Source organism: Mycobacterium noviomagense (genome assembly GCF_010731635.1).
Classification (GTDB): Bacteria; Actinomycetota; Actinomycetes; order Mycobacteriales; family Mycobacteriaceae; genus Mycobacterium; species Mycobacterium noviomagense.
On record NZ_AP022583.1, the window covers coordinates 1812780 to 1831398 of the forward strand.

19 protein-coding genes and 1 tRNA gene are annotated in these 18619 nt (G+C 66.7%); 11 read left to right on the forward strand and 9 right to left on the reverse strand.

The genetic code is table 11. The features are described 5' to 3' along the window. Positions 1-2: 2 nt before the first annotated feature. The 6 genes from G6N15_RS08295 to G6N15_RS08320 form a co-directional block, all read right to left on the reverse strand. Entirely contained in the window at positions 3-314 is a 312-nt protein-coding gene (locus G6N15_RS08295) for a DUF2694 family protein (protein WP_083088166.1), read from the reverse strand. Next, the gene (locus G6N15_RS08300) at positions 311-628 is read right to left on the reverse strand and encodes an ESX-1 secretion-associated protein (RefSeq protein ID WP_083088165.1); all 318 of its coding nucleotides are present in this window, start codon (positions 626-628) and stop codon (positions 311-313) included. The genes G6N15_RS08295 and G6N15_RS08300 overlap by 4 nt, the downstream gene beginning before the upstream one ends. Before the next feature lie 75 nt (positions 629-703). Then, a complete protein-coding gene (locus G6N15_RS08305; protein WP_232070377.1) occupies positions 704-1990 on the reverse strand; it encodes a DUF4226 domain-containing protein in 1287 nt (428 codons plus the stop codon). Between the two features lie 76 nt (positions 1991-2066). Further along, positions 2067-2435: a DUF4226 domain-containing protein gene (locus G6N15_RS08310; RefSeq protein WP_083088163.1), complete on the reverse strand. Its 369-nt coding sequence runs from the start codon at positions 2433-2435 to the stop codon at positions 2067-2069. 51 nt (positions 2436-2486) lie between these two features. Continuing rightward, positions 2487-3326, reverse strand: a complete 840-nt coding sequence (locus G6N15_RS08315; RefSeq protein WP_083088162.1) for a C40 family peptidase — start codon at positions 3324-3326, stop codon at positions 2487-2489. Beyond that, positions 3313-4107 (reverse strand): helix-turn-helix domain-containing protein, encoded by a 795-nt coding sequence (locus G6N15_RS08320; protein WP_083088161.1) that lies wholly within the window; start codon positions 4105-4107, stop codon positions 3313-3315. The genes G6N15_RS08315 and G6N15_RS08320 overlap by 14 nt, the downstream gene beginning before the upstream one ends. Before the next feature lie 153 nt (positions 4108-4260). On the opposite strand from G6N15_RS08320, the gene G6N15_RS08325 reads away from it, so the two are divergent. The 3 genes from G6N15_RS08325 to G6N15_RS08335 all read left to right on the forward strand — a co-directional run bounded on the left by G6N15_RS08325 (position 4261) and on the right by G6N15_RS08335 (position 6654). Continuing rightward, positions 4261-4677 (forward strand): WhiB family transcriptional regulator, encoded by a 417-nt coding sequence (locus G6N15_RS08325; RefSeq protein ID WP_083088160.1) that lies wholly within the window; start codon positions 4261-4263, stop codon positions 4675-4677. 99 nt (positions 4678-4776) lie between these two features. Next, the gene (locus G6N15_RS08330) at positions 4777-6159 is read left to right on the forward strand and encodes an acyl-CoA dehydrogenase family protein (RefSeq protein WP_083088159.1); all 1383 of its coding nucleotides are present in this window, start codon (positions 4777-4779) and stop codon (positions 6157-6159) included. A gap of 153 nt (positions 6160-6312) precedes the next feature. Beyond that, the gene (locus G6N15_RS08335) at positions 6313-6654 is read left to right on the forward strand and encodes a GNAT family N-acetyltransferase (protein ID WP_083088158.1); all 342 of its coding nucleotides are present in this window, start codon (positions 6313-6315) and stop codon (positions 6652-6654) included. Positions 6655-6697: 43 nt separating this feature from the next. Here G6N15_RS08335 and G6N15_RS08340 read toward each other — a convergent pair. Then, positions 6698-6780: transfer RNA gene (locus G6N15_RS08340), tRNA-Leu, on the reverse strand. 248 nt (positions 6781-7028) lie between these two features. Here G6N15_RS08340 and G6N15_RS08345 point away from each other — a divergent pair. From G6N15_RS08345 to pknB, 7 genes are all read left to right on the forward strand, one after another. Continuing rightward, complete coding sequence (locus G6N15_RS08345) at positions 7029-8621, forward strand: FhaA domain-containing protein (protein WP_163748000.1); 1593 nt, start codon at positions 7029-7031, stop codon at positions 8619-8621. A gap of 126 nt (positions 8622-8747) precedes the next feature. Continuing rightward, a complete protein-coding gene (locus tag G6N15_RS08350) occupies positions 8748-9215 on the forward strand; it encodes an FHA domain-containing protein FhaB/FipA (RefSeq protein ID WP_083087989.1) in 468 nt (155 codons plus the stop codon). After that, the gene (locus tag G6N15_RS08355) at positions 9212-10657 is read left to right on the forward strand and encodes a PP2C family protein-serine/threonine phosphatase (RefSeq protein ID WP_083087992.1); all 1446 of its coding nucleotides are present in this window, start codon (positions 9212-9214) and stop codon (positions 10655-10657) included. Before G6N15_RS08350 ends, G6N15_RS08355 begins: the two co-directional genes overlap by 4 nt. Further along, positions 10654-12063, forward strand: a complete 1410-nt coding sequence (locus G6N15_RS08360; RefSeq protein ID WP_083087994.1) for an FtsW/RodA/SpoVE family cell cycle protein — start codon at positions 10654-10656, stop codon at positions 12061-12063. The genes G6N15_RS08355 and G6N15_RS08360 overlap by 4 nt, the downstream gene beginning before the upstream one ends. Next, the gene (gene pbpA / locus G6N15_RS08365; protein ID WP_083087997.1) at positions 12060-13535 is read left to right on the forward strand and encodes a D,D-transpeptidase PbpA; all 1476 of its coding nucleotides are present in this window, start codon (positions 12060-12062) and stop codon (positions 13533-13535) included. Before G6N15_RS08360 ends, pbpA begins: the two co-directional genes overlap by 4 nt. Further along, a complete protein-coding gene (locus tag G6N15_RS08370; protein ID WP_083088006.1) occupies positions 13532-14839 on the forward strand; it encodes a serine/threonine-protein kinase in 1308 nt (435 codons plus the stop codon). The genes pbpA and G6N15_RS08370 overlap by 4 nt, the downstream gene beginning before the upstream one ends. A gap of 9 nt (positions 14840-14848) precedes the next feature. Next, the gene (gene pknB, locus G6N15_RS08375; protein ID WP_083088008.1) at positions 14849-16729 is read left to right on the forward strand and encodes a Stk1 family PASTA domain-containing Ser/Thr kinase; all 1881 of its coding nucleotides are present in this window, start codon (positions 14849-14851) and stop codon (positions 16727-16729) included. Here pknB and G6N15_RS08380 read toward each other — a convergent pair. Both G6N15_RS08380 and G6N15_RS08385 read right to left on the reverse strand, forming a co-directional pair. Beyond that, a complete protein-coding gene (locus G6N15_RS08380) occupies positions 16707-17378 on the reverse strand; it encodes an aminodeoxychorismate/anthranilate synthase component II (protein WP_083088010.1) in 672 nt (223 codons plus the stop codon). The genes pknB and G6N15_RS08380 overlap by 23 nt on opposite strands. A 33-nt stretch (positions 17379-17411) precedes the next feature. Further along, positions 17412-18161, reverse strand: a complete 750-nt coding sequence (locus tag G6N15_RS08385; RefSeq protein ID WP_083088013.1) for a DUF881 domain-containing protein — start codon at positions 18159-18161, stop codon at positions 17412-17414. A gap of 92 nt (positions 18162-18253) precedes the next feature. On the opposite strand from G6N15_RS08385, the gene crgA reads away from it, so the two are divergent. Beyond that, complete coding sequence (crgA, locus tag G6N15_RS08390; protein WP_083088093.1) at positions 18254-18535, forward strand: cell division protein CrgA; 282 nt, start codon at positions 18254-18256, stop codon at positions 18533-18535. Positions 18536-18619 lie beyond the last annotated feature (84 nt).

Genomic DNA, 18619 nt, shown 5'->3' on the forward strand with positions numbered 1-18619 from the left:
GCTCACGCGGTATCGCGTCGGGGCTGCAGCTCGTGCGCCAACAACTTCTCGATCGCGACGTCAAGGTCATGGGCGGTGGGGACCTCCGCCGACGGAGTGTGCCCAGCCGCAACGATTTCGCTGCGGACTTCCATCAGCGCCTTGAGATAGGACACGTCGGCGGTCAGCAGTATCCCTTCGGCAAGTGTCTGCGCGTCGGTGTCCATCGCCGCTTCGCTCAACGCGACGCTATGCGCGTACCCGCCCCGGCAGGACCGGAACAAGATGTGCCCACTCGGGTGGACGGTGTCGAAGTTCGGGTTGGGGTCTGTCATCGACCGTCGTCAACAACGCTGCCCAGATTGCGCGCGGCCTCGTGCTCGTGCTGTTCCCACATGTCGGCTGACGCCCGTAGGTTGTGCGCCATTTCGGCGTGGTCGTCGGCTTGCTGTTCATAGCACCGCCGGCGGTGCTCGAGCAGTTCGCGGCCGGCCTCGCGCAGCTCACTGAAGATCGGCCCGAGCGAGTCCAGACTTTCTTGAATGGCGCCGTGTGACGACGGGATATTGCGCAAGTAGTCGGAGACTTCCTGGTGATGCCCAGCGGCTGCGCGCAAGCTCTCCGGCACCACACGAACTTGATCTGCCATCCACTATCTCCTCGTGAAGCGCCCACGACCATCGTCGGCGCACTCTTTGTGCCCTGTGCCGGTTCCCGCTGGCTGTCACGGTGACGTACCGACCTCGACCGCCGGCCGGGTAGGTGCCGGTGGGTCGGCCTTGGCGGGTGCGTCCGCCGTCACTGGTGCCGGCGGGTGCTCCCAGCCTAGAAAGCTCGGCCCCTTCACGGTGGAGATGTGCTGAATCTGACCGTTCAGCAACGCTTTGCTGTTGCCGAGCGCGAGCGCGTGCCGATCGGCGAACATGCCGATATCTCCCGGTGCGAGGCGTGACGGATCGAGCGGATCGCTGATTGCGGTGCCGGGCGGGGGAATGGTGATTCCCTGCTGGTGGAACGCATCGGCAATTGGTGTGCCGCCGGCGGCGGCTTTGATCGCGGCGGCGAGCTGCGGGCTGGCGGCCGTGACGGTCTCGCCGGTGGGCAGCGTCACCGTCGTTGGGCCAGCCGGTTGCGGCTCGGGCGCGGGCGATGGTTCAGCCGCCTTGTCATCGCCGCCCCCCTCCTGTTCGTCGGGGGAGGGTTGCTCGCTCGATGCCAGCTCTTCGGGTGCAGGCAGCGCGTCGTCCAACTCCTCTCGCGACCGTTCCTTTGCGCTGTCCGGCAGCAGCCCACCCAACGGAAACCCGCCGGGCATACCGAGACCCGGGATGGACATCGGCAGCGCGCCTCCAGTGGGCATCGCTCCACCGCCAAAGCCGGGATAGCTGGGCAGCGCCGGCGCAATCGGCGGTGCCGGCAACGGCGCCTGCGCCGCCAAATCGTCGGAAAGCGACCCGGGGTCGTCGGCCAGCAGCGCATCCAGGTAGGGGTCCACTCCAGTATCGGACGCCTGCGGGTCACCACCGGTTCCTCGCGATGCGACGGCACTGGAGCGCACCGGCTGCTGGCCGGCCGGATTTCGCTGCCCGGCTGTGGAGACGTTGTAAAGCGACGTCCATGCGGCCATCAGCGCTGACTTCGAGGTGTCGTCGAGACTGTTGCCTGCCACCACTGCACGGATTTCTCGCAGCTTGCCCGTGAGGAAGCGCTGGAAGTCACGTGCGCCGGCCGGGGTGTCCAGATCGGTTCGCGTGCGTACCGCGGCCTCGACATCGCGTTGTAATGCGATCAACGCATCGCTTCCGTCGAGCGTGTTCTGGTGAGCATTCAGAATCGCCGAGACCACTTGCAGATCCAGCTGTGCGGTACTCGAATTCTGTTGTGCTAACGCGACTTCGGCGTCTCTGATCGCATCGGCTGCGGCACCGCGCTGCGGGTCGGATGATAGTCGCGGCGCGGTCGGCGGCATGGCCGAAGCGCTCGGCTCCGAACGATGCTGCGGCCCCGCCATGGCGGGGACAGTACCCAGGCTGGCACTCGCAGACAATTCACTTCAGCTCCCGCCTGGGCAAATGTCTCGCCGTTGACTAAGACGAGTTCTCGGCGACGGCGTAGTTGGCCGGCAATGCCTCCAGCGCAGCCCTTTTCGTCGCGGCGAGTTCCCGTGCTTGCGTGACGACCGCGATGATCTCGCGCTGCTTGGCGACCAGGAATTTCTGAAATTCGCGCGCCCCGACGGGCGTATCGAGACCGAGTGCAGCCTGCTTTCCCACAGCGTTTTCGATCTCGTTCGCGATCGCATCGAGGCGGGCGACGCCCTCGACCGTCGCGGCATGGGCACTGACGAGCGCCTCCGTCAGCACTTGATCCGCATCGCTCACCGTGGCGTACTGCGTGGCTAACGCCGCTTGCTTGGCCTGAATCGCAGTCATCGACAGTCCTGCTTGGTCTGCCATGAGGTGAACCTACCCATCAAACGCGGTTTCCGACGACATTCGAACGAGCCGTTACAAAAGCGGGCGACGGATCGCAACATTGGTGCCCAGCGGGCTGATCCGAACTGTGGCACCGGAATAGGGAGCTTCCACCACCAGGTCGTTGCCGATGGCCATTTGCACGTGCCCGGCATGCGGGAAAACCAGATCACCCGGTCGTACCTGAGAGCGCGGTACCGCAATCCCGTCGTGAATCTGTTGATAAGTGGTGCGGTCCAAGTGGATTCCTGCCTGTGCGTAGGCCCATTGGACCAGCCCCGAACAATCGAATTGGCTGGGACCGGTTGCCCCCCAGACGTACGGGCGGCCCAGCCGCGACAGCGCTGCGCGCACGGCGATTCCGGCGCGGCTGTTCGGCGGCGGCAAGCGCAGTGCAACCGACTTCCAACCGCGGTGGCGCAGTGCCAGGTATCGCAGGGCTCGCAGCGCCGCTGCCCGTCGCCGTGCCTGCCAGCGAGCCGACATCACGTGGGCGCGTTGCGCGCGCAGGCGCGCCACGCGACGGCGCAGCGCCTCCCTTTGGGCCATCGGCGCAACAGGTGTCGTCAACGCGTCGGCGCGCGCTTCATCGAGGACACTCCTTGTCTGCTCACGGGCCTGGGCATGATCCTGGTGAGCGCCGGCGATGACGGCGGCGATAGCTGCATCGGTTCGGCCGGCCGAGCGCAGGACGTCTCGGCTCGTTTGCACCGCGAGCCGATACCGGTCGTGCCCCTCACCGCTGTTCAGCGGGGTGAGGGAATCAGACAATCCGCCGTACGGGGCATTGGTCGTGTCCGGGGTCGCCAGCCGGCCCGCACCAGCGAACAGTTGATGGGCGCGGCTCAACATCTCCAGTTCACTGGTGCTCACTGGGGTGCCACCTCTCCGGGCCTGTCCCGCTGTCGCCGACCGGCTCGACTGCGTCGGCGAAAGCCCGCACGCGGGGGAGCGCAGCCGGCGAGATAACCCCCTGATTGCGGATGTCCCACATCTCTTCGCAGGTCACCCCGACCAACGCAGCAATGACAGCGTCCGGCAGCGGCGACCGAGCACACGCCCGATCGAACCGGGCGCTCAAGCTGGTCGGTATCCGGCTGAGCAGGGAGGTGCGGGTCGCCTCTAGCGCCTGCAGATGCTCCATCAGCCGGCCCGCCGACTCCGAACGGGCGTGTACCGCCGCCCGCCAGGACCTGGCCGCCAACATTTCGAACTTCACACACAGTTCGATCACAGAAAGAATATACGTCTCGTATTCGTCTGATGTCGTCGCCGGCAGTCGGTCGATCAACCAGTTGAGCATCTCGAGTTGGGCTTCGGCGTGGCCTTCCAGCACTTCGGTGTTGTCATGACGCGCCACGACGACCGCTTCGGTCTGGCGAGCGGGCATCGCCGGCGTCGAGTCAACCGCCGTCAGACGAGAAAGTTCAGCTTCAGGATCGGCCGCGACAACCAACCGTGCATACGTGCCGGGCGGCAGGCCAAGCGCGTTTTCGACCTTTTGCACCGTGCTCTTATGCGGCTTGCGGGCCCCGCGTTCCAGATAGCTCAGCCCCATGATGCTGACTCCCGTCGCGGCGGCGAAGTCAGCTAGTGACCAGTCGCGCGACTCGCGCAATGCCCGGATGGTCGCGCCCGCCGATTCGCGGCTCACCGTAGCCCTCCGGCCATATCCGGATAGTACACAGGCGGCGCCCGCCACAGTTTGATATACGGTTTCGTCACGTTTCGCTTGCGCGTGCCGCCAGATGTGTATACGCTTCTGTCTACGTTTTGCATTCACCCGGAGCGACGAGAAGGCGGACACATGGGGTATCCCTGCTCTGCGAACCCAGACCTGTGGTTCGGCTACAACGATGACGACGGTGGAGACGGTGCCGCCAAGGCACGCGCCTATGAGCAGTCCTCGACCGAGGCGCGGCTCCTGTGCTTGCGCCGGTGCCCGTTGGCCCAGCAGCGGCTGTGTGCCCGCTACGCCGTCGAGCATCGGGAGGAATACGGAGTGTGGGCGGGAGTCAAGCTTCCCGGTGGGCAGTACCGCAAGCGGGACCAGCTCGCACGCGCTCACGACCTCCTGCGCCGCATCGCTGCCGGCGAGATCAACTCCCGGCAGCTACCGGAAAACGCCGCGCTGCTCGCCCGGCGCCAACACGACGCCGTTTCGGCGCCGGTCACGGTGTTTCACTTGCCGGCGGCTCAGGTCGGGCCCCGGTCGGCCGCATAACCGGGCCCGAGCCAGCCGACACGTCCCTGTCGTCGAAGGCAGCGGTTAGGCTGAACCGGCCGCCCAGGCGGCGCCGCCAGTCAACGCAGGGACGCATCGATGACCTTCGACTTAACGCCGACAGCCGCGCAGCATGACCTGGTCCGACGCACCCACGATTTCGCTGAGTCGGTGATCCGCCCCGTCGCCCTCGATTACGACCAGCGCCAAGATTTTCCATGGCCGGTGTTGGAGGAGGCGGCTCAGCGCGGTTTCTACAGTCCGCTGTTCTACCGCGACTTGATCGGTGACCCGACAGGGCTGTCGTTGCCGATGTTCATGGAGGAGCTGTTCTGGGGTTGCGCGGGAATAGGTTTGGCGATCGTGATGCCGGCGCTGGCGCTGTCGGCGATCGGGCAGGCCGCCTCACCAGAGCAGATGCTGCACTGGGCGCCAGAGTGTTTCGGGACACCGGGTGACCTCAAGCTCGCAGCGCTGGCGATCTCGGAGCCCGAAGGCGGCAGCGACGTACGCAATCTGCGAACCCGCGCCCGCCGCGACGGCGGTGACTGGATCATCGACGGCCACAAGATGTGGATCGGAAATGGCGGCATCGCCAATGTGCATGTCGTGAACGCGGTCGTCGACGAGGAACTTGGCCACCGCGGCCAAGCCTTGTTCGTGGTGCCGGGGGAAACGCCCGGGCTCCAGTTGGTGCGCAAGCTCGACAAATTGGGCTGCCGGGCATCACACACCGCCGAGTTGCGGTTCGGCGGGGTCCGGGTTCCGGAAGCCAATCTGCTTGGGGGACAAGAGAAACTCGAAGCCAAGCTGGCGAAGGCCCGCGAAGCGGTCGCCGGTGGGCGACATTCCGGCTCAGCGACGTTAGGCACGTTCGAGCAAACCCGGCCGATGGTGGCAGCTCAGGCTATCGGGATCGCGCGCGCCGCCCTCGAATACGCAACCTCCTACGCCACCCGCCGCGAAGCGTTCGGCGCACCGATCATCGACAACCAGGGCATCGCGTTTCCGCTGGCCGATTTGGCAACCCAGATCGACGCCGCGCGGCTGCTCACCTGGCGCGCGTCCTGGATGGCGGCCAACGGGATCTCCTTCGAGCGAGGCGAAGGCTCGATGTCCAAGCTCGCCGCCAGCGAGGTGGCCGTCAAAGCCACCGAACGCGCGATCCAGACCATGGGCGGCTGGGGCTACATCACCGACCATCCGGTCGAAAAGTGGTATCGGGATGCGAAGCTGTACACGATTTTTGAAGGCACCAGCGAGATTCAGCGCATTGTCATATCGCATGCGCTGGGGGCCACCGAAGGCGGCCCGCCGCTGCATATCGAGATCGAGCCGACCGGCGGCCCCTTCAACCGGATGTTCGGCCGCGGCACGCTGCTGCGAAGCAGGGCCGCCGCCGCGGCGCTGTCGATGCAAGACCGGATACCCGGGCCGGTCAAGCGGGCAGCCATGACGGTGCTGCGTCCGCCTCGCAAGTAAGCCCACGGGTTTTCGGCCCGCCGCAGCAGCACACACCCGCGGGTAGTGTCGCGGTATCGGCGCCTATCGCGCGGCGGCCAAAGGGACCAGTAAGCAATCCGGAAACCCGCGGCTCGGCGCGCCGCCGACTGCCGGATAGAAAAGGACTCGAATATGGCGACCGACAAGACCGGCGCACCGACCACTGTCACTGCCGAGCAGGGCAAGTACACGATCGCCGTCGAAGGCAAAACCGTCGGCCACGCCGCCGTCGCGGACCGTGATGATCAGCGCGTCTTCTACCACACCGAAGTCGACGACGAGTTCGGCGGCCGCGGGTTGGCGACCATCTTGGTGCAAGAATCGCTGGAGGCAACACGCCGTGACGGCAAGCGGATCGTCGCGGTGTGCCCGATGGTGGCCGGAGTGCTCGACAAGCATCCGGAATTCAGCGAGATCAGTGATCCGGTCACGCCCGAGATCAAACGGTGGGCGCAAACCCTGCCGTCTGGCTAGCGGTCCGATCCGGTAGACGACGCCGACCGCATCACGGATTCGGTGGGCGAAGGGGGATTTGAACCCCCACGTCCCGAAGGACACTGGCACCTGAAGCCAGCGCGTCTGCCGTTCCGCCACTCGCCCGAGCAACCGGAGGAGATTACCACTGTAATAGCCGAAGCCCCCAACCGCCGCCCTGGCGTCGTCGCGGTGCCCGGTGCCCGAGCAGGCTAGCTGACCAGCAGCGATCGGATTCTCAGAGTTCTTGAGGTGCCGCAGCGGCACGACGGCCCGATACCATGCTGAATAGGAAGATTAGCTGTTGCGACACGCGCAGGAGCCGTTTGCCCCGCAGCAGCAATATAGAAGGACAAGTGAGGCGCGCGCTGGATATGGGTAGCCAGAAGGGGCTAGTTCAGCGCATCGAGCGCAAACTTGAGGCCACCGTGGGGGATGCGTTTGCTCGGGTGTTCGGCGGTTCGATCGTCCCGGAAGAGGTCGAAACCATGTTGCGCCGGGAGGCAGCTGACGGGGTACGGTCGCTTCAGGGCAATCAACTTTTGGCGCCCAACGAATACATCATTACCCTCGGTGCGCACGACTACGAGACGCTCGGCGCCGATCCGGATGTCACAGCGGAGACTTTTGCTAAACACTTGGCGGGATACATCGATGAACAGGGATGGCAAACATATGGTGATGTGGTTGTCCGCTTCGAGCAGTCGCCGAACCTGCACACCGGGCAGTACCGCGCTCGCGGCGCCGTCAACCCCGACGCCCAACCCCGCCCGACGCCCGGTGACTTCGCCCCGCCACAATCAAATAGTGCGTTTCACGCAGAACCAGGAGTACCACCAATGACTGAGAATTCCAGCTATCGCGGGGGCCAGGGGCAGGGGCGGCCCGGCGACGACTACTACGACGACCGCTACGGGCGTCCGCAGGAGGATGCGCGCGGTGGCCAGGAATCGCGTGGTGGGCAAGAACCGCGTGGCGGATATCCACCGGAATCGGGTGGCTACCCGCCGTCGGGCTACCCGCCTCCGCCACCAGAGCACGGCGGCTACCCGGAGCAGGGCGGCTATCCCGACCAGGGTGGCTACCCGGAGCAGGGCGGCTACGACCAGCGCGGGTACGACCAGGGCGGCTACCCGGAGCACGGCGGATATCCGGACCAGCGTGGCTACTCCGATCAGCGCGGGTATGAGCAGGGCGGCTACCCCGACCAGGGCCGTTACGGCGACCAGGGTCGCTACCCCGACCAGGGCGGTTATCCCGACCAGGGCCCGGGCGGCTACCCGCCGTCCTACCAGCAGCGGCCACCGGCCGGCTACGGCGCGTCCGGCTACGACCAGGGCTACCGCCAAGGCGGCTACGGTCAGCCCGCCGGCCCCGGTTACGGCGAGTACGACTACGGCCGCGGCCCCGCTCGCGCTGAGGAGGGCGCCGGCTACGGCCAACCGCAGCGGGCGGGTTACCCCGAACCCGGCGGCGGCTATGAAGGCTACGGGCAGGGGTATGGCCGCCAGGACTACAGCCAACCCGACTACGGCGGCTACGGCGAGGGTCCCGGCGGCGGCGTGTACGCCGCTCCCGGCAGCGGATACGCCGAGCCCGCCGGCCGCGACTACGACTACGGCCAATCCGCCGCAGCCGGCGGGTACGGCGGCTACGGCGAGACCGGCTACCCGTCGAGCGGCAGGGCGGTCACGCTGCAGCTCGACGACGGCAGCGGCCGGACCTATCAGCTGCGTGATGGCACCAACATCATCGGCCGCGGACAAGACGCCCATTTCCGGCTGCCCGACACCGGCGTGTCACGTCGTCACCTGGAGATCCGTTGGGACGGGCAGGTCGCTCTGCTGACCGACCTCAACTCCACTAACGGCACCACCGTCAACAACGCGCCGGTGCAGGAATGGCAGCTGGCCGACGGCGACGTGATCCGACTGGGCCACTCGGAGATCATCGTCCATTTCCAGTGAGTTGACCGCGCGGCGAAGCTATCGAGCTTCGCCCCGCGTCGGCCGCCGTCCAAGTATCGTGACGTTGCCGATGTGCTCGGCATCGCGGGCGCGACGCACGCAGCGCCAGGACGGAGAGGACGCCAGATGCAGGGGTTAGTTCTGCAGCTGACGCGTGCCGGGTTCTTGTTGTTGTTGTGGGTTTTCATCTGGTCCGTGCTGCGCATCCTGCGCACCGACATCTACGCGCCCACCGGCGCGGTCATGGTGCGCCGCGGCCTGACCTTCCGCGGCACGCTGATGCCGTCGCGGCAGCGGCGGAACGTTCCGCGCTATCTGGTGGTCACCGAAGGATCGCTGGCCGGCGCACGCATCAGCCTCAGCGGACAGCCGGTGCTGATCGGACGGGCCGACGATTCCACCCTGGTGCTGACCGACGATTACGCGTCGACGCGCCACGCGCGGCTGACCCAGCGTGGCTCCGAATGGTATGTCGAAGACCTAGGATCGACCAACGGCACTTACCTTGACAGGGTGAAGGTGACGACGGCGGTACGAGTTCCGATCGGAACCCCGGTTCGGATCGGCAAAACGGTAATCGAGTTGCGCCCGTGACACTGGTCCTGCGTTACGCCGCTCGCAGCGATGTCGGCTTGGTCCGTTCCAACAACGAAGACTCCGTGTATGCCGGGGCGCGCCTGCTCGCGCTGGCCGATGGCATGGGCGGTCATGCCGCCGGGGAAGTGGCGTCCCAGCTGGCGATCGCCGCGTTGGCTCAGCTCGACGACGACGAGCCTGGCGGCGACTTACTCGGCAAGCTCTACGACGCTGTGCAGCAAGGTAATTCAGCGATCGCGGCGCAGGTTGAGATGGAGCCCGAACTGGAGGGGATGGGCACCACGCTCACCGCGATCCTGTTCGCGGGCGATCGGCTTGGGCTGGTGCATATCGGTGACTCGCGCTGCTATCTGCTGCGCGACGGCGAGCTCACACAGATCACCAGGGACGACACCTTCGTGCAGACACTGGTCGACGAAGGCCGGATCAGCCCGGAAGAAGCCCACAGCCACCCGCAGCGCTCGTTGATCATGCGGGCCCTCACCGGACACGAGGTGGAGCCGACACTGACCATGCGCGAGGTACGCGCCGGTGATCGCTACCTGCTGTGCTCGGACGGACTGTCCGACCCGGTCAGCGACGAAACCATTCTCGAGGCCCTCAAGATCCCCGACGTCAGCGAGGCCGCCGACCGTCTGATCGAATTAGCTTTGCGCGGCGGCGGACCCGACAACGTCACCGTGGTGGTCGCCGATGTCGTCGACTACGACTACGGCCCGACGCAGCCGATTGTCGCGGGCGCGGTCTCCGGCGACGAGGACCAACTGACCCGGCCCAACACCGCCGCCGGCCGGGCCTCCGCCATCAGCCCGCGCAAAGACGTTGCGAAACGAGTTCTGCCGCAAGCGGATACATTTACCCGTCCGCGGCATTCGCGGCGGCGCATGGCGATCGCGATCACGCTGGTGGTGCTGCTTGTGTTGGCCGGCCTCATGGTCGCCCGAGCCGTCATCCGCAACAACTACTACGTCGCCGGATACAACGGCAATGTCGCGATCATGCGCGGCATTCAGGGCTCGATACTGGGCCTGCCGCTGCACCAGCCGTACCTGCTGGGCTGCCTGACCGGCAACCAACTGTCCCAGATCAGCTACGACCAGTCTCAAGGCCAACTGGGCTGCCACCTGATGAAGCTCGACGACTTGCGGCCGGCTGAACGTACCCAAGTGTCGGCCGGGCTTCCCGCCGGAAGTCTCGACGACGCCATTGCGCAGTTGCGCGAATTGTCAACCAACTCACTCCTGCCGCCGTGTCCCGCGCCGCGCGCCACATCACCACCGGAGGCAACCGCCCGCGCCCCAGCACCCAGCACCACCACCGCGCCGCGCACCGAATCTCCCGAATCCGCTGAAACCACAGCCCCCTCGACCTCCGCGCCAACCGTCACCGCGAATGCGCCGCCACCTCAGCCGGGCACCGATTGCCGGGCGGCGGCATGACAACTCAGCCCCAACCGGCGGTCGCGCTGACACCTCCGCTGCCGAATCGGCGTAATGCCGAGCTGCTGCTGTTGTGCTTTGCCGCCGCGATCACCGCGGCGGCGCTGGTCATCGTGCAGGCCAACCAAGATCGCCGATTGCACTGGGACCTGGCCGGTTACCTGCTGGGCTTCCTGACCTTGTTCGCGTGCGCGCATCTGGTCGTCCGACGCTTCGCCCCCTACGCGGACCCGCTGCTGTTGCCGGTGGTCGCGTTACTCAACGGCCTGGGTCTGGTCATGATCCACCGACTCGACATCGCGCAGGGCACAATCGGCGGACACACGCATCCCAGCGCAAACCAGCAGATGCTGTGGACGCTCGTCGGGGTGACCGGCTTCGCGCTGGTGGTGAGCTTTTTGCCGGATCACCGCCAGCTGGCCCGCTACGGCTACATCTGCGGCGTTGCCGGCTTGGTGTTCTTGGCGGTCCCCGCGCTGCTGCCGCGGGCCTTCTCAGAGGAGAACGGTGCCAAGATCTGGATTCGGTTCCCGGGCTTTTCCATTCAGCCTGCGGAGTTTTCTAAAATCCTGCTGCTGATCTTCTTCGCCGCCGTGCTGGTGGCTAAACGCCGGCTGTTCACCAGCGCCGGCAAGCACGTGCTCGGCATGGATTTGCCCAGACCCCGTGATCTGGCGCCGCTGGTGGCCGCGTGGGTCATCTCGGTGGGCGTGATGATTTTCGAAAAAGACCTTGGCACTTCACTGCTGCTGTACGCGTCGTTTCTGACGATGCTGTACCTGGCCACGCAGCGGTTCAGCTGGGTGGTCATCGGTCTGGCCTTGTTCACCGCGGGAAGCGTTGTGGCGTATTTCGTTTTCGCCCATGTACGGCTGCGCGTGCAGACCTGGCAGGACCCCTTCGCCGACCCCGAAGGCAGCGGCTATCAGATTGTGCAGTCACTGTTCAGCTTTGCCACCGGCGGCATCTTCGGCACCGGGCTGGGCAACGGCCAGCCGGACACAGTCCCCGCGGCCTCAACCGATTTCATCATCGCCGCCTTCGGAGAAGAGCTCGGGCTGGTGGGGCTGGCCAGCCTGCTGATGCTCTACACCATCGTGATCATCCGCGGCCTGCGCACCGCGATCGCGGTGCGCGACAGCTTCGGCAAGCTGTTGGCGGCCGGCTTGTCCTCGACGCTGGCGATCCAACTGTTCATCGTGGTCGGCGGCGTGACCACGCTGATCCCGCTGACCGGGCTGACCACACCATGGATGTCCTACGGCGGCTCGTCGCTGCTGGCCAACTACGCGTTGCTGGCGATCCTGGTGCATATCTCGCATGCCGCGCGGCGCCCGTTCCGCACCCGGCCGCGCGTCACCGCGCCGATCGCGGCCGCCAGCACTGAGGTGATCGAGCGGGTATGAACGCCTCTCTGCGCCGGATCTCGGTGACCGTGATGGCGCTGATCGTGCTGCTGCTGCTCAACGCCACCTTCACCCAGGTGTTCACCGCCGACGGGCTACGGGCCGATCCACGCAACCAGCGAGTCCTGCTCGACGAGTACTCGCGCCAACGCGGTCAGATCACCGCCGGGGGACAACTGCTGGCCTACTCGGTAGCCACCGACAACCGCTTCAAGTTCCTGCGGGTGTATCCGAATCCCTTTGTGGACGCGCCGATTACCGGTTTCTACTCGCTGCGGTATTCCAGCACCGGCTTGGAACGCGCCGAGGACCCGGTGCTCAACGGCTCCGACCAGCGGCTGTTCGGCCGCCGGCTAGCCGACTTCTTCACTGGCCGCGACCCGCGCGGCGGCAACGTCGACACCACGATCAGCCCGCGGGTGCAGCAGGCCGGCTGGGATGCGCTGCAGCAGGGCTGCGGCGGCCCGTGCAAAGGTGCCGTCGTGGCGCTGGAACCGTCGACGGGCAAGATCCTGGCGATGGTGTCATCGCCCTCCTACGACCCCAACCTGTTGGCGTCGCACAACGCCGACGAACAATCGCAGGCCTGGCAGCGGCTGCGTGACGACCCAACCTCCCCGCTGACCAACCGCGCCATCGCGGAGACGTACCCGCCGGGGTCGACGTTCAAGGTGATCACCACCGCCGCTGCCCTGCAGGCCGGCGTGACCGAAGACGACCAGCTCACCTCCGCGCCCACCATTCCGCTGCCGGACAGCACCGCGGTCCTGCAGAACTTCGGCGGTATACCGTGCGGCAACGAGGCGACGGTGTCGCTGCGCGAGGCATTCGCCCATTCCTGCAACACCGCGTTCGTGCAGCTTGGCATCGGCACCGGCGTCGACGCGCTGCGCAGCACCGCCCAGGCGTTCGGGTTCGACGACCCCCCGGATCCCATCCCCTTGCAGGTGGCCGAATCAACCGTCGGCCCGATTCCCGACGCCGCCGCGCTGGGAATGTCGAGTATCGGACAGAAGGACGTCGCGCTCACCCCGCTGCAGAACGCGATGGTGGCCGCGACCATCGCCAACGCCGGGGTCACCATGCAGCCCTACCTGGTCAACAGCCTCCAAGGGCCCGACCTGGCTAACCTCGGCAGCACCGCCCCGCATGAGCAGCGCCGTGCAGTTTCCCCGCAGGTCGCGGCTAAGCTAACAGAATTGATGGTCGGCGCCGAGACAGTCACACAGCAGAAAGGGGCCATCCCCGGCGTGCAGATCGCATCCAAGACCGGTACCGCTGAGCACGGCACCGACCCGCGCAACACTCCGCCGCACGCGTGGTACATCGCCTTCGCACCGGCGCACACACCGAAAGTGGCAGTCGCGGTACTGGTAGAGGACGGCGCTGACCGGCTATCCGCGACCGGTGGCGCCCTCGCCGCGCCGATCGGCCGGGCCGTGATCGAGGCTGCGCTGCAGGGAGGACCATGACCGCGCGAGTAGGTGTGACGCTGTCTGGCCGCTATCGCCTGCAGCGGCTCATCGCCACCGGCGGCATGGGCCAGGTGTGGGAGGCCGTGGACAGCAGGCTGGGCCGCCGTGTCGCGGTCAAAGTGCTCAAACAGGAGTTCTCCCAAGACCCCGAATTCCTCGAACGGTTCCGCAACGAGGCCCGCACCACGGCGATGCTCAACCACCCGGGCATCGCCAGCGTGCACGACTACGGCGAAACCACCATGAACGGCGAGGGTCGCACCGCTTACCTGGTGATGGAGCTGGTCAACGGCGAGCCGCTCAACTCGGTGCTCAAACGCACCGGCAAGCTTTCGCTGCGCCACGCCCTCGACATGCTCGAGCAGACCGGGCGCGCTCTGCAGGTCGCGCACGCGGCCGGGCTGGTGCACCGCGACGTCAAGCCCGGCAACATCTTGATCACCCCGACCGGCCAGGTGAAGATCACCGACTTCGGTATCGCCAAGGCCGTCGACGCCGCCCCGGTCACTCAAACGGGCATGGTCATGGGCACCGCCCAATACATCGCACCCGAGCAGGCTCTCGGTCACGAAGCGACACCGGCCAGCGACGTCTATTCGCTGGGAGTCGTTGGCTACGAATCGGTTTCGGGCAGGCGGCCGTTCACCGGTGACGGTGCCCTGACGGTGGCGATGAAGCACATCAAAGAGCCGCCACCGCCGCTGCCCAGCGAGGTGCCACCGAACGTGCGGGAGCTCATCGAGATCACTCTCGTCAAGAACCCGCAGCTGCGCTACAAGAGCGGGGGACCATTCGCCGACGCCGTCGCCGCCGTGCGTGCCGGCCGTCGCCCACCGCGACCGAACCAAACCGGCCGGGCCACCCCCGCGTCCATTCCCTCGAGCGCCGCCTCGCGAGTCGCCGCCAACCCGACCGGCCGCGCTCCCGCCGCCCGTCGGCCGCGGCCGGCCACCACTGGGCACCGTCCGCCACCGCCGCGGCGCACGTTCTCCCCCGGCCAGCGTGCGCTGCTGTGGGCAGCCGGGGTACTGGGAGCGCTGGCGATCATCATCGCGGTGCTGATCGTGATCAACTCCCACAACGAGAACATGCAGCCCCAGCAGTCCACCCCGACGGTCACCGATACCGGGACGCCGCCCAGCAGCGGCTCCGCCCCCGCGACGCCGTCCGATTGGACGGATCGGGGGCCGACAGGTAATCCTGGACGGCAGAGCACGCAGGTCCAATTCAGCCGGGCAATCGGAGCCAGCCGGGCCGCCCCGCTCACGCAAGCACCAGCCCGCGTCGGCGGCCCGACCTGAGATACCGCAATGACTACCCCGCAGCACCTCTCTGACCGCTATGAGCTGGGCGAAATCCTCGGTTTCGGCGGCATGTCGGAGGTTCACCTCGCCCGCGACGTGCGGTTACACCGCGACGTGGCGGTCAAAGTGCTGCGCGCCGACCTCGCCCGCGACCCCAGCTTCTACCTGCGCTTCCGGCGCGAGGCGCAAAACGCCGCCGCGCTGAACCACCCGGCCATCGTCGCGGTCTACGACACCGGCGAGGCGGAAACCCCCGCCGGCCCGCTGCCCTACATCGTGATGGAGTACGTCGACGGCATCACGCTGCGCGACATCGTGCACACCGAGGGCCCGATGCCGCCCCAGCGTGCTATCGAGGTCATAGCCGACGCCTGCCAGGCGCTGAACTTCTCCCACCAGCACGGCATCATCCACCGCGACGTCAAGCCGGCGAATATCATGATCAGCAAGACCGGCGCGGTCAAGGTGATGGACTTCGGTATCGCCAGGGCGATCGCCGACAGCGGCAACAGCGTCACCCAGACCGCGGCGGTGATCGGCACAGCGCAGTACCTCTCGCCCGAGCAAGCCCGCGGCGACGCCGTCGACGCCCGCTCCGACGTCTACTCGTTGGGCTGTGTCCTCTACGAAATCCTCACCGGCGAGCCACCTTTCGTCGGGGACTCACCGGTCGCGGTCGCGTACCAGCATGTGCGCGAAGACCCGATTCCGCCGTCGCAACGCCACGAGGGCATCTCGGCGGACCTGGACGCCGTCGTGCTCAAGGCGCTGGCCAAAAACCCCGACAACCGCTATCAGACCGCTGCGGAGATGCGCGCGGATCTGATCCGGGTGCACAACGGTGAGCCGCCCGAAGCGCCGAAGGTCCTCACCGCCGCCGAGCGGACGTCGCTGCTGGCATCGTCGTCGCCGACCGGTCCGGCGGGACCGCAGACCGATCCGCTACCGCGGCAGCAACTCGACTTCGTCCGCGACCGCAGCACCGGCTCGGTGGGTCGCTGGCTGATCGCGGTGGCCGTGCTGGCGGTGTTGACCGTGGTGGTGACGATTCTGATCAACACGTTCGGCGGCAACACCCGCAGCGTCCAGGTGCCCGACGTGCGCGGCGAGGTTTCCGCCGACGCGATCGCCGCGCTGCAAAACAAGGGCTTCAAGACGCGCACACAGCAGAAGCCCGATTCGACGGTGCCGCCCGACCACGTGATCGGGACCGAGCCGACAGCCAACGCGTCGGTGGGCGCGGGCGACGAGATCACCATCAACGTCTCGACCGGACCCGAACAGCGTGAGGTGCCGGACGTGTCCTCGCTGAGCTACGCCGATGCGGTCAAGAAGCTCACAGCCGCCGGGTTCGGCCGGTTCAAGGAAGTCAGCTCGCCGTCCACCCCGGAACTGAAAGGCCGTGTGGTCGCAACCAATCCGCCGGCCAACCAGACGTCGGCGATCACGAACGTGATCACGATCGTCGTGGGGTCGGGGCCCGCGACCAAGGAGGTCCCGCCCTTGGCCGGCCAAACGGTCGACCTCGCGCAGAAGAACCTCACTGTCTACGGGTTCACCAAGATCAGCCAATCCCCGGTCGACAGCCCGCGCCCGGCCGGTGAGGTGATTGCCACCAATCCACCTGCGGGCGCGACGGTTCCGCTGGACTCGGTGATCGAGTTGCAGGTTTCCAAGGGCAACCAGTTCGTGATGCCCGACCTGTCCGGGCTGTTTTGGACCGAAGCCGAACCGCAGCTGCGCGCGCTGGGGTGGACGGGCGTACTCGTCAAGGGCGCCGACGTGGACGCTGGCGGCGACAAGCACAACCGCGTGGTGTATCAGAGCCCGGCGCCGGGCCAGGGCGTGAACAAAGACGGCGCGATCACGCTGAAGTTCGGTCAGTAGCGGCCAACGGCCGCACGGTAGCGGCGATTTCGCTTTCCAGTCGACGCACCAGGCCGTCGTCGAGGCGTTGCCCGCAATAGGCCAGCCAATTGGCCAGCATCCGGTGGCCGCCCTCGGTGAGGATGGACTCCGGGTGGAACTGCACCCCGTGGATCGGCAGCTCGGTGTGCTGCACGCCCATGATCACCCCGCTGCGGGTGCGAGCCGTCACCTCGAGCACGGGCGGCAACGTTTCCGGCAGGATCGTCAGCGAGTGGTAGCGCGTCGCCGTGAACGGGTCCGGAAGTCCTTGCAGTACACCGGTATTCGTGTGAAACACGCTGCTGGTCTTGCCGTGCAGCAGCTCGGGGGCACGGTCGACGGTGCCGCCGAATGCCACACCGATCGCCTGGTGCCCCAGGCACACACCCAGCAGCGGAGTGCGGGCGGCGGCGCTGGCAAGGACCAGGCCGATCGACGCGCCGGCGCGCTCCGGTGTGCCCGGGCCCGGGCTGAGCAGCACCCCGTCGAAGTCGGCGGCGACGGCATCTTGGTCGGCCAGCCTGGCGTCGTCGTTGCGCCACACCTGGGCCTCGACGCCGAGCTGGCCGAGGTACTGCACCAGGTTGAACACGAAGCTGTCGTAGTTGTCGACGACCAAGATCCGCACCTGGTCAGGCTACCGCCGGTGTGATGGCCGGGCTCAGTAGCCCAGTGGGCCGGCGGGCTTGGCGACATGCATGCGCACCGGCTCGCTGTGCCCGGCGACCCGCACATCGGATTTGACCTGCTCGTCGTAGCCCAGGCCGAATCGAATCACGTACTGCTTGTACAGAGTGACCAGGGGAGCGGCGGCCAACGCGGCCTGCATGGCGGCCGCGTCGCCGATGGCGGTGATCGTGTAGGGCGGACTATAGGTACGCCCGTTGAGCAGCAACGTGTTTCCCACACAGCGCGGTGCTGACGTGGCGATGATGCGTTGGTCCTGCATCTGGATCGCCTCCGCGCCGGCACTCCACAGCGCGTTGAGCACCGCCTGGATGTCCTGCTGGTGCACCACCAAGTCGTCGGGCGACGCATCGCGAGGGAAGCGGCCGTTCGCGTCGCGCTGGGCGTCGCTGAGGGTCACCACCAGACCGGGCCCGTGCACCGGTTCCAGGCCGGCCTCACCGGCAAGTTGAGCCGAGCGAGCCTGCATTGCCGCCAACGCGGTGTCCGCAGACCGGCCATGCGTGGAGTCGATCTTGGCGGCCAGCCCGTCGCGCTCCGCGGTGAGCCGATCCACCGACGCTTGCTCCTCACGAACCAGGTCGACCAGGCGCGGGGCATCGCTGCGGCGGATCTCGCTGCCCCCCGAGACGCCGTGGGTGGCGGCCAGCAGCAATCCGGCCAACAACCACACGAGCGGCACCCCGAAGCGCCACGGTGACCGGCGCTGCACCGGGCTGGTCATCGGCCCTCCGTTCACGCGTGCGTTAATCTCGTAGCCGAAGAATGCTGGCGGCGTTCAGTCGCTATCGTCACACCCGCATCTCCGAGGTATCAATGCCCAAGTCGAAGGTCCGCAAGAAGAACGACTTCACCGTCGGCGCGGTGAGCCGGACGCCGGTCAAGGTCAAGGCCGGGCCATCTAGTGCGTGGTTCGTCGCATTGTTCGTCGGCCTGATGCTGATCGGGCTGATCTGGCTGATGGTGTTCCAACTGGCCGCGGCCGGGTCGACGGCACCCACGGCGCTGAACTGGATGTCGGAGCTGGGGCCGTGGAACTACGCGATCGCCTTTGCTTTCATGATCACCGGCTTGTTGCTCACAATGCGTTGGCACTGAGTAACCCGTGCGCCATGTTGAATTCATCTCGGCTGGCGATCGTTACTGGGCTGGCAACTTCACCGTTACCCAATCACATCGATG

Excerpts from the sequence above, each read along its gene's own strand:
- G6N15_RS08295 (WP_083088166.1), bottom strand. The coding sequence starts at position 314 with ATGACAGACCCCAACCCGAACTTCGACACCGTCCACCCGAGTGGGCAC.
- G6N15_RS08300 (WP_083088165.1), bottom strand. The coding sequence starts at position 628 with ATGGCAGATCAAGTTCGTGTGGTGCCGGAGAGCTTGCGCGCAGCCGCT.
- G6N15_RS08305 (WP_232070377.1), bottom strand. The coding sequence starts at position 1,990 with ATGGCGGGGCCGCAGCATCGTTCGGAGCCGAGCGCTTCGGCCATGCCG.
- G6N15_RS08310 (WP_083088163.1), bottom strand. The coding sequence starts at position 2,435 with ATGGCAGACCAAGCAGGACTGTCGATGACTGCGATTCAGGCCAAGCAA.
- G6N15_RS08325 (WP_083088160.1), top strand. The coding sequence starts at position 4,261 with ATGGGGTATCCCTGCTCTGCGAACCCAGACCTGTGGTTCGGCTACAAC.
- G6N15_RS08330 (WP_083088159.1), top strand. The coding sequence starts at position 4,777 with ATGACCTTCGACTTAACGCCGACAGCCGCGCAGCATGACCTGGTCCGA.
- G6N15_RS08335 (WP_083088158.1), top strand. The coding sequence starts at position 6,313 with ATGGCGACCGACAAGACCGGCGCACCGACCACTGTCACTGCCGAGCAG.
- G6N15_RS08345 (WP_163748000.1), top strand. The coding sequence starts at position 7,029 with ATGGGTAGCCAGAAGGGGCTAGTTCAGCGCATCGAGCGCAAACTTGAG.
- G6N15_RS08350 (WP_083087989.1), top strand. The coding sequence starts at position 8,748 with ATGCAGGGGTTAGTTCTGCAGCTGACGCGTGCCGGGTTCTTGTTGTTG.
- G6N15_RS08360 (WP_083087994.1), top strand. The coding sequence starts at position 10,654 with ATGACAACTCAGCCCCAACCGGCGGTCGCGCTGACACCTCCGCTGCCG.
- pbpA (WP_083087997.1), top strand. The coding sequence starts at position 12,060 with ATGAACGCCTCTCTGCGCCGGATCTCGGTGACCGTGATGGCGCTGATC.
- G6N15_RS08370 (WP_083088006.1), top strand. The coding sequence starts at position 13,532 with ATGACCGCGCGAGTAGGTGTGACGCTGTCTGGCCGCTATCGCCTGCAG.
- pknB (WP_083088008.1), top strand. The coding sequence starts at position 14,849 with ATGACTACCCCGCAGCACCTCTCTGACCGCTATGAGCTGGGCGAAATC.
- G6N15_RS08385 (WP_083088013.1), bottom strand. The coding sequence starts at position 18,161 with ATGACCAGCCCGGTGCAGCGCCGGTCACCGTGGCGCTTCGGGGTGCCG.
- crgA (WP_083088093.1), top strand. The coding sequence starts at position 18,254 with ATGCCCAAGTCGAAGGTCCGCAAGAAGAACGACTTCACCGTCGGCGCG.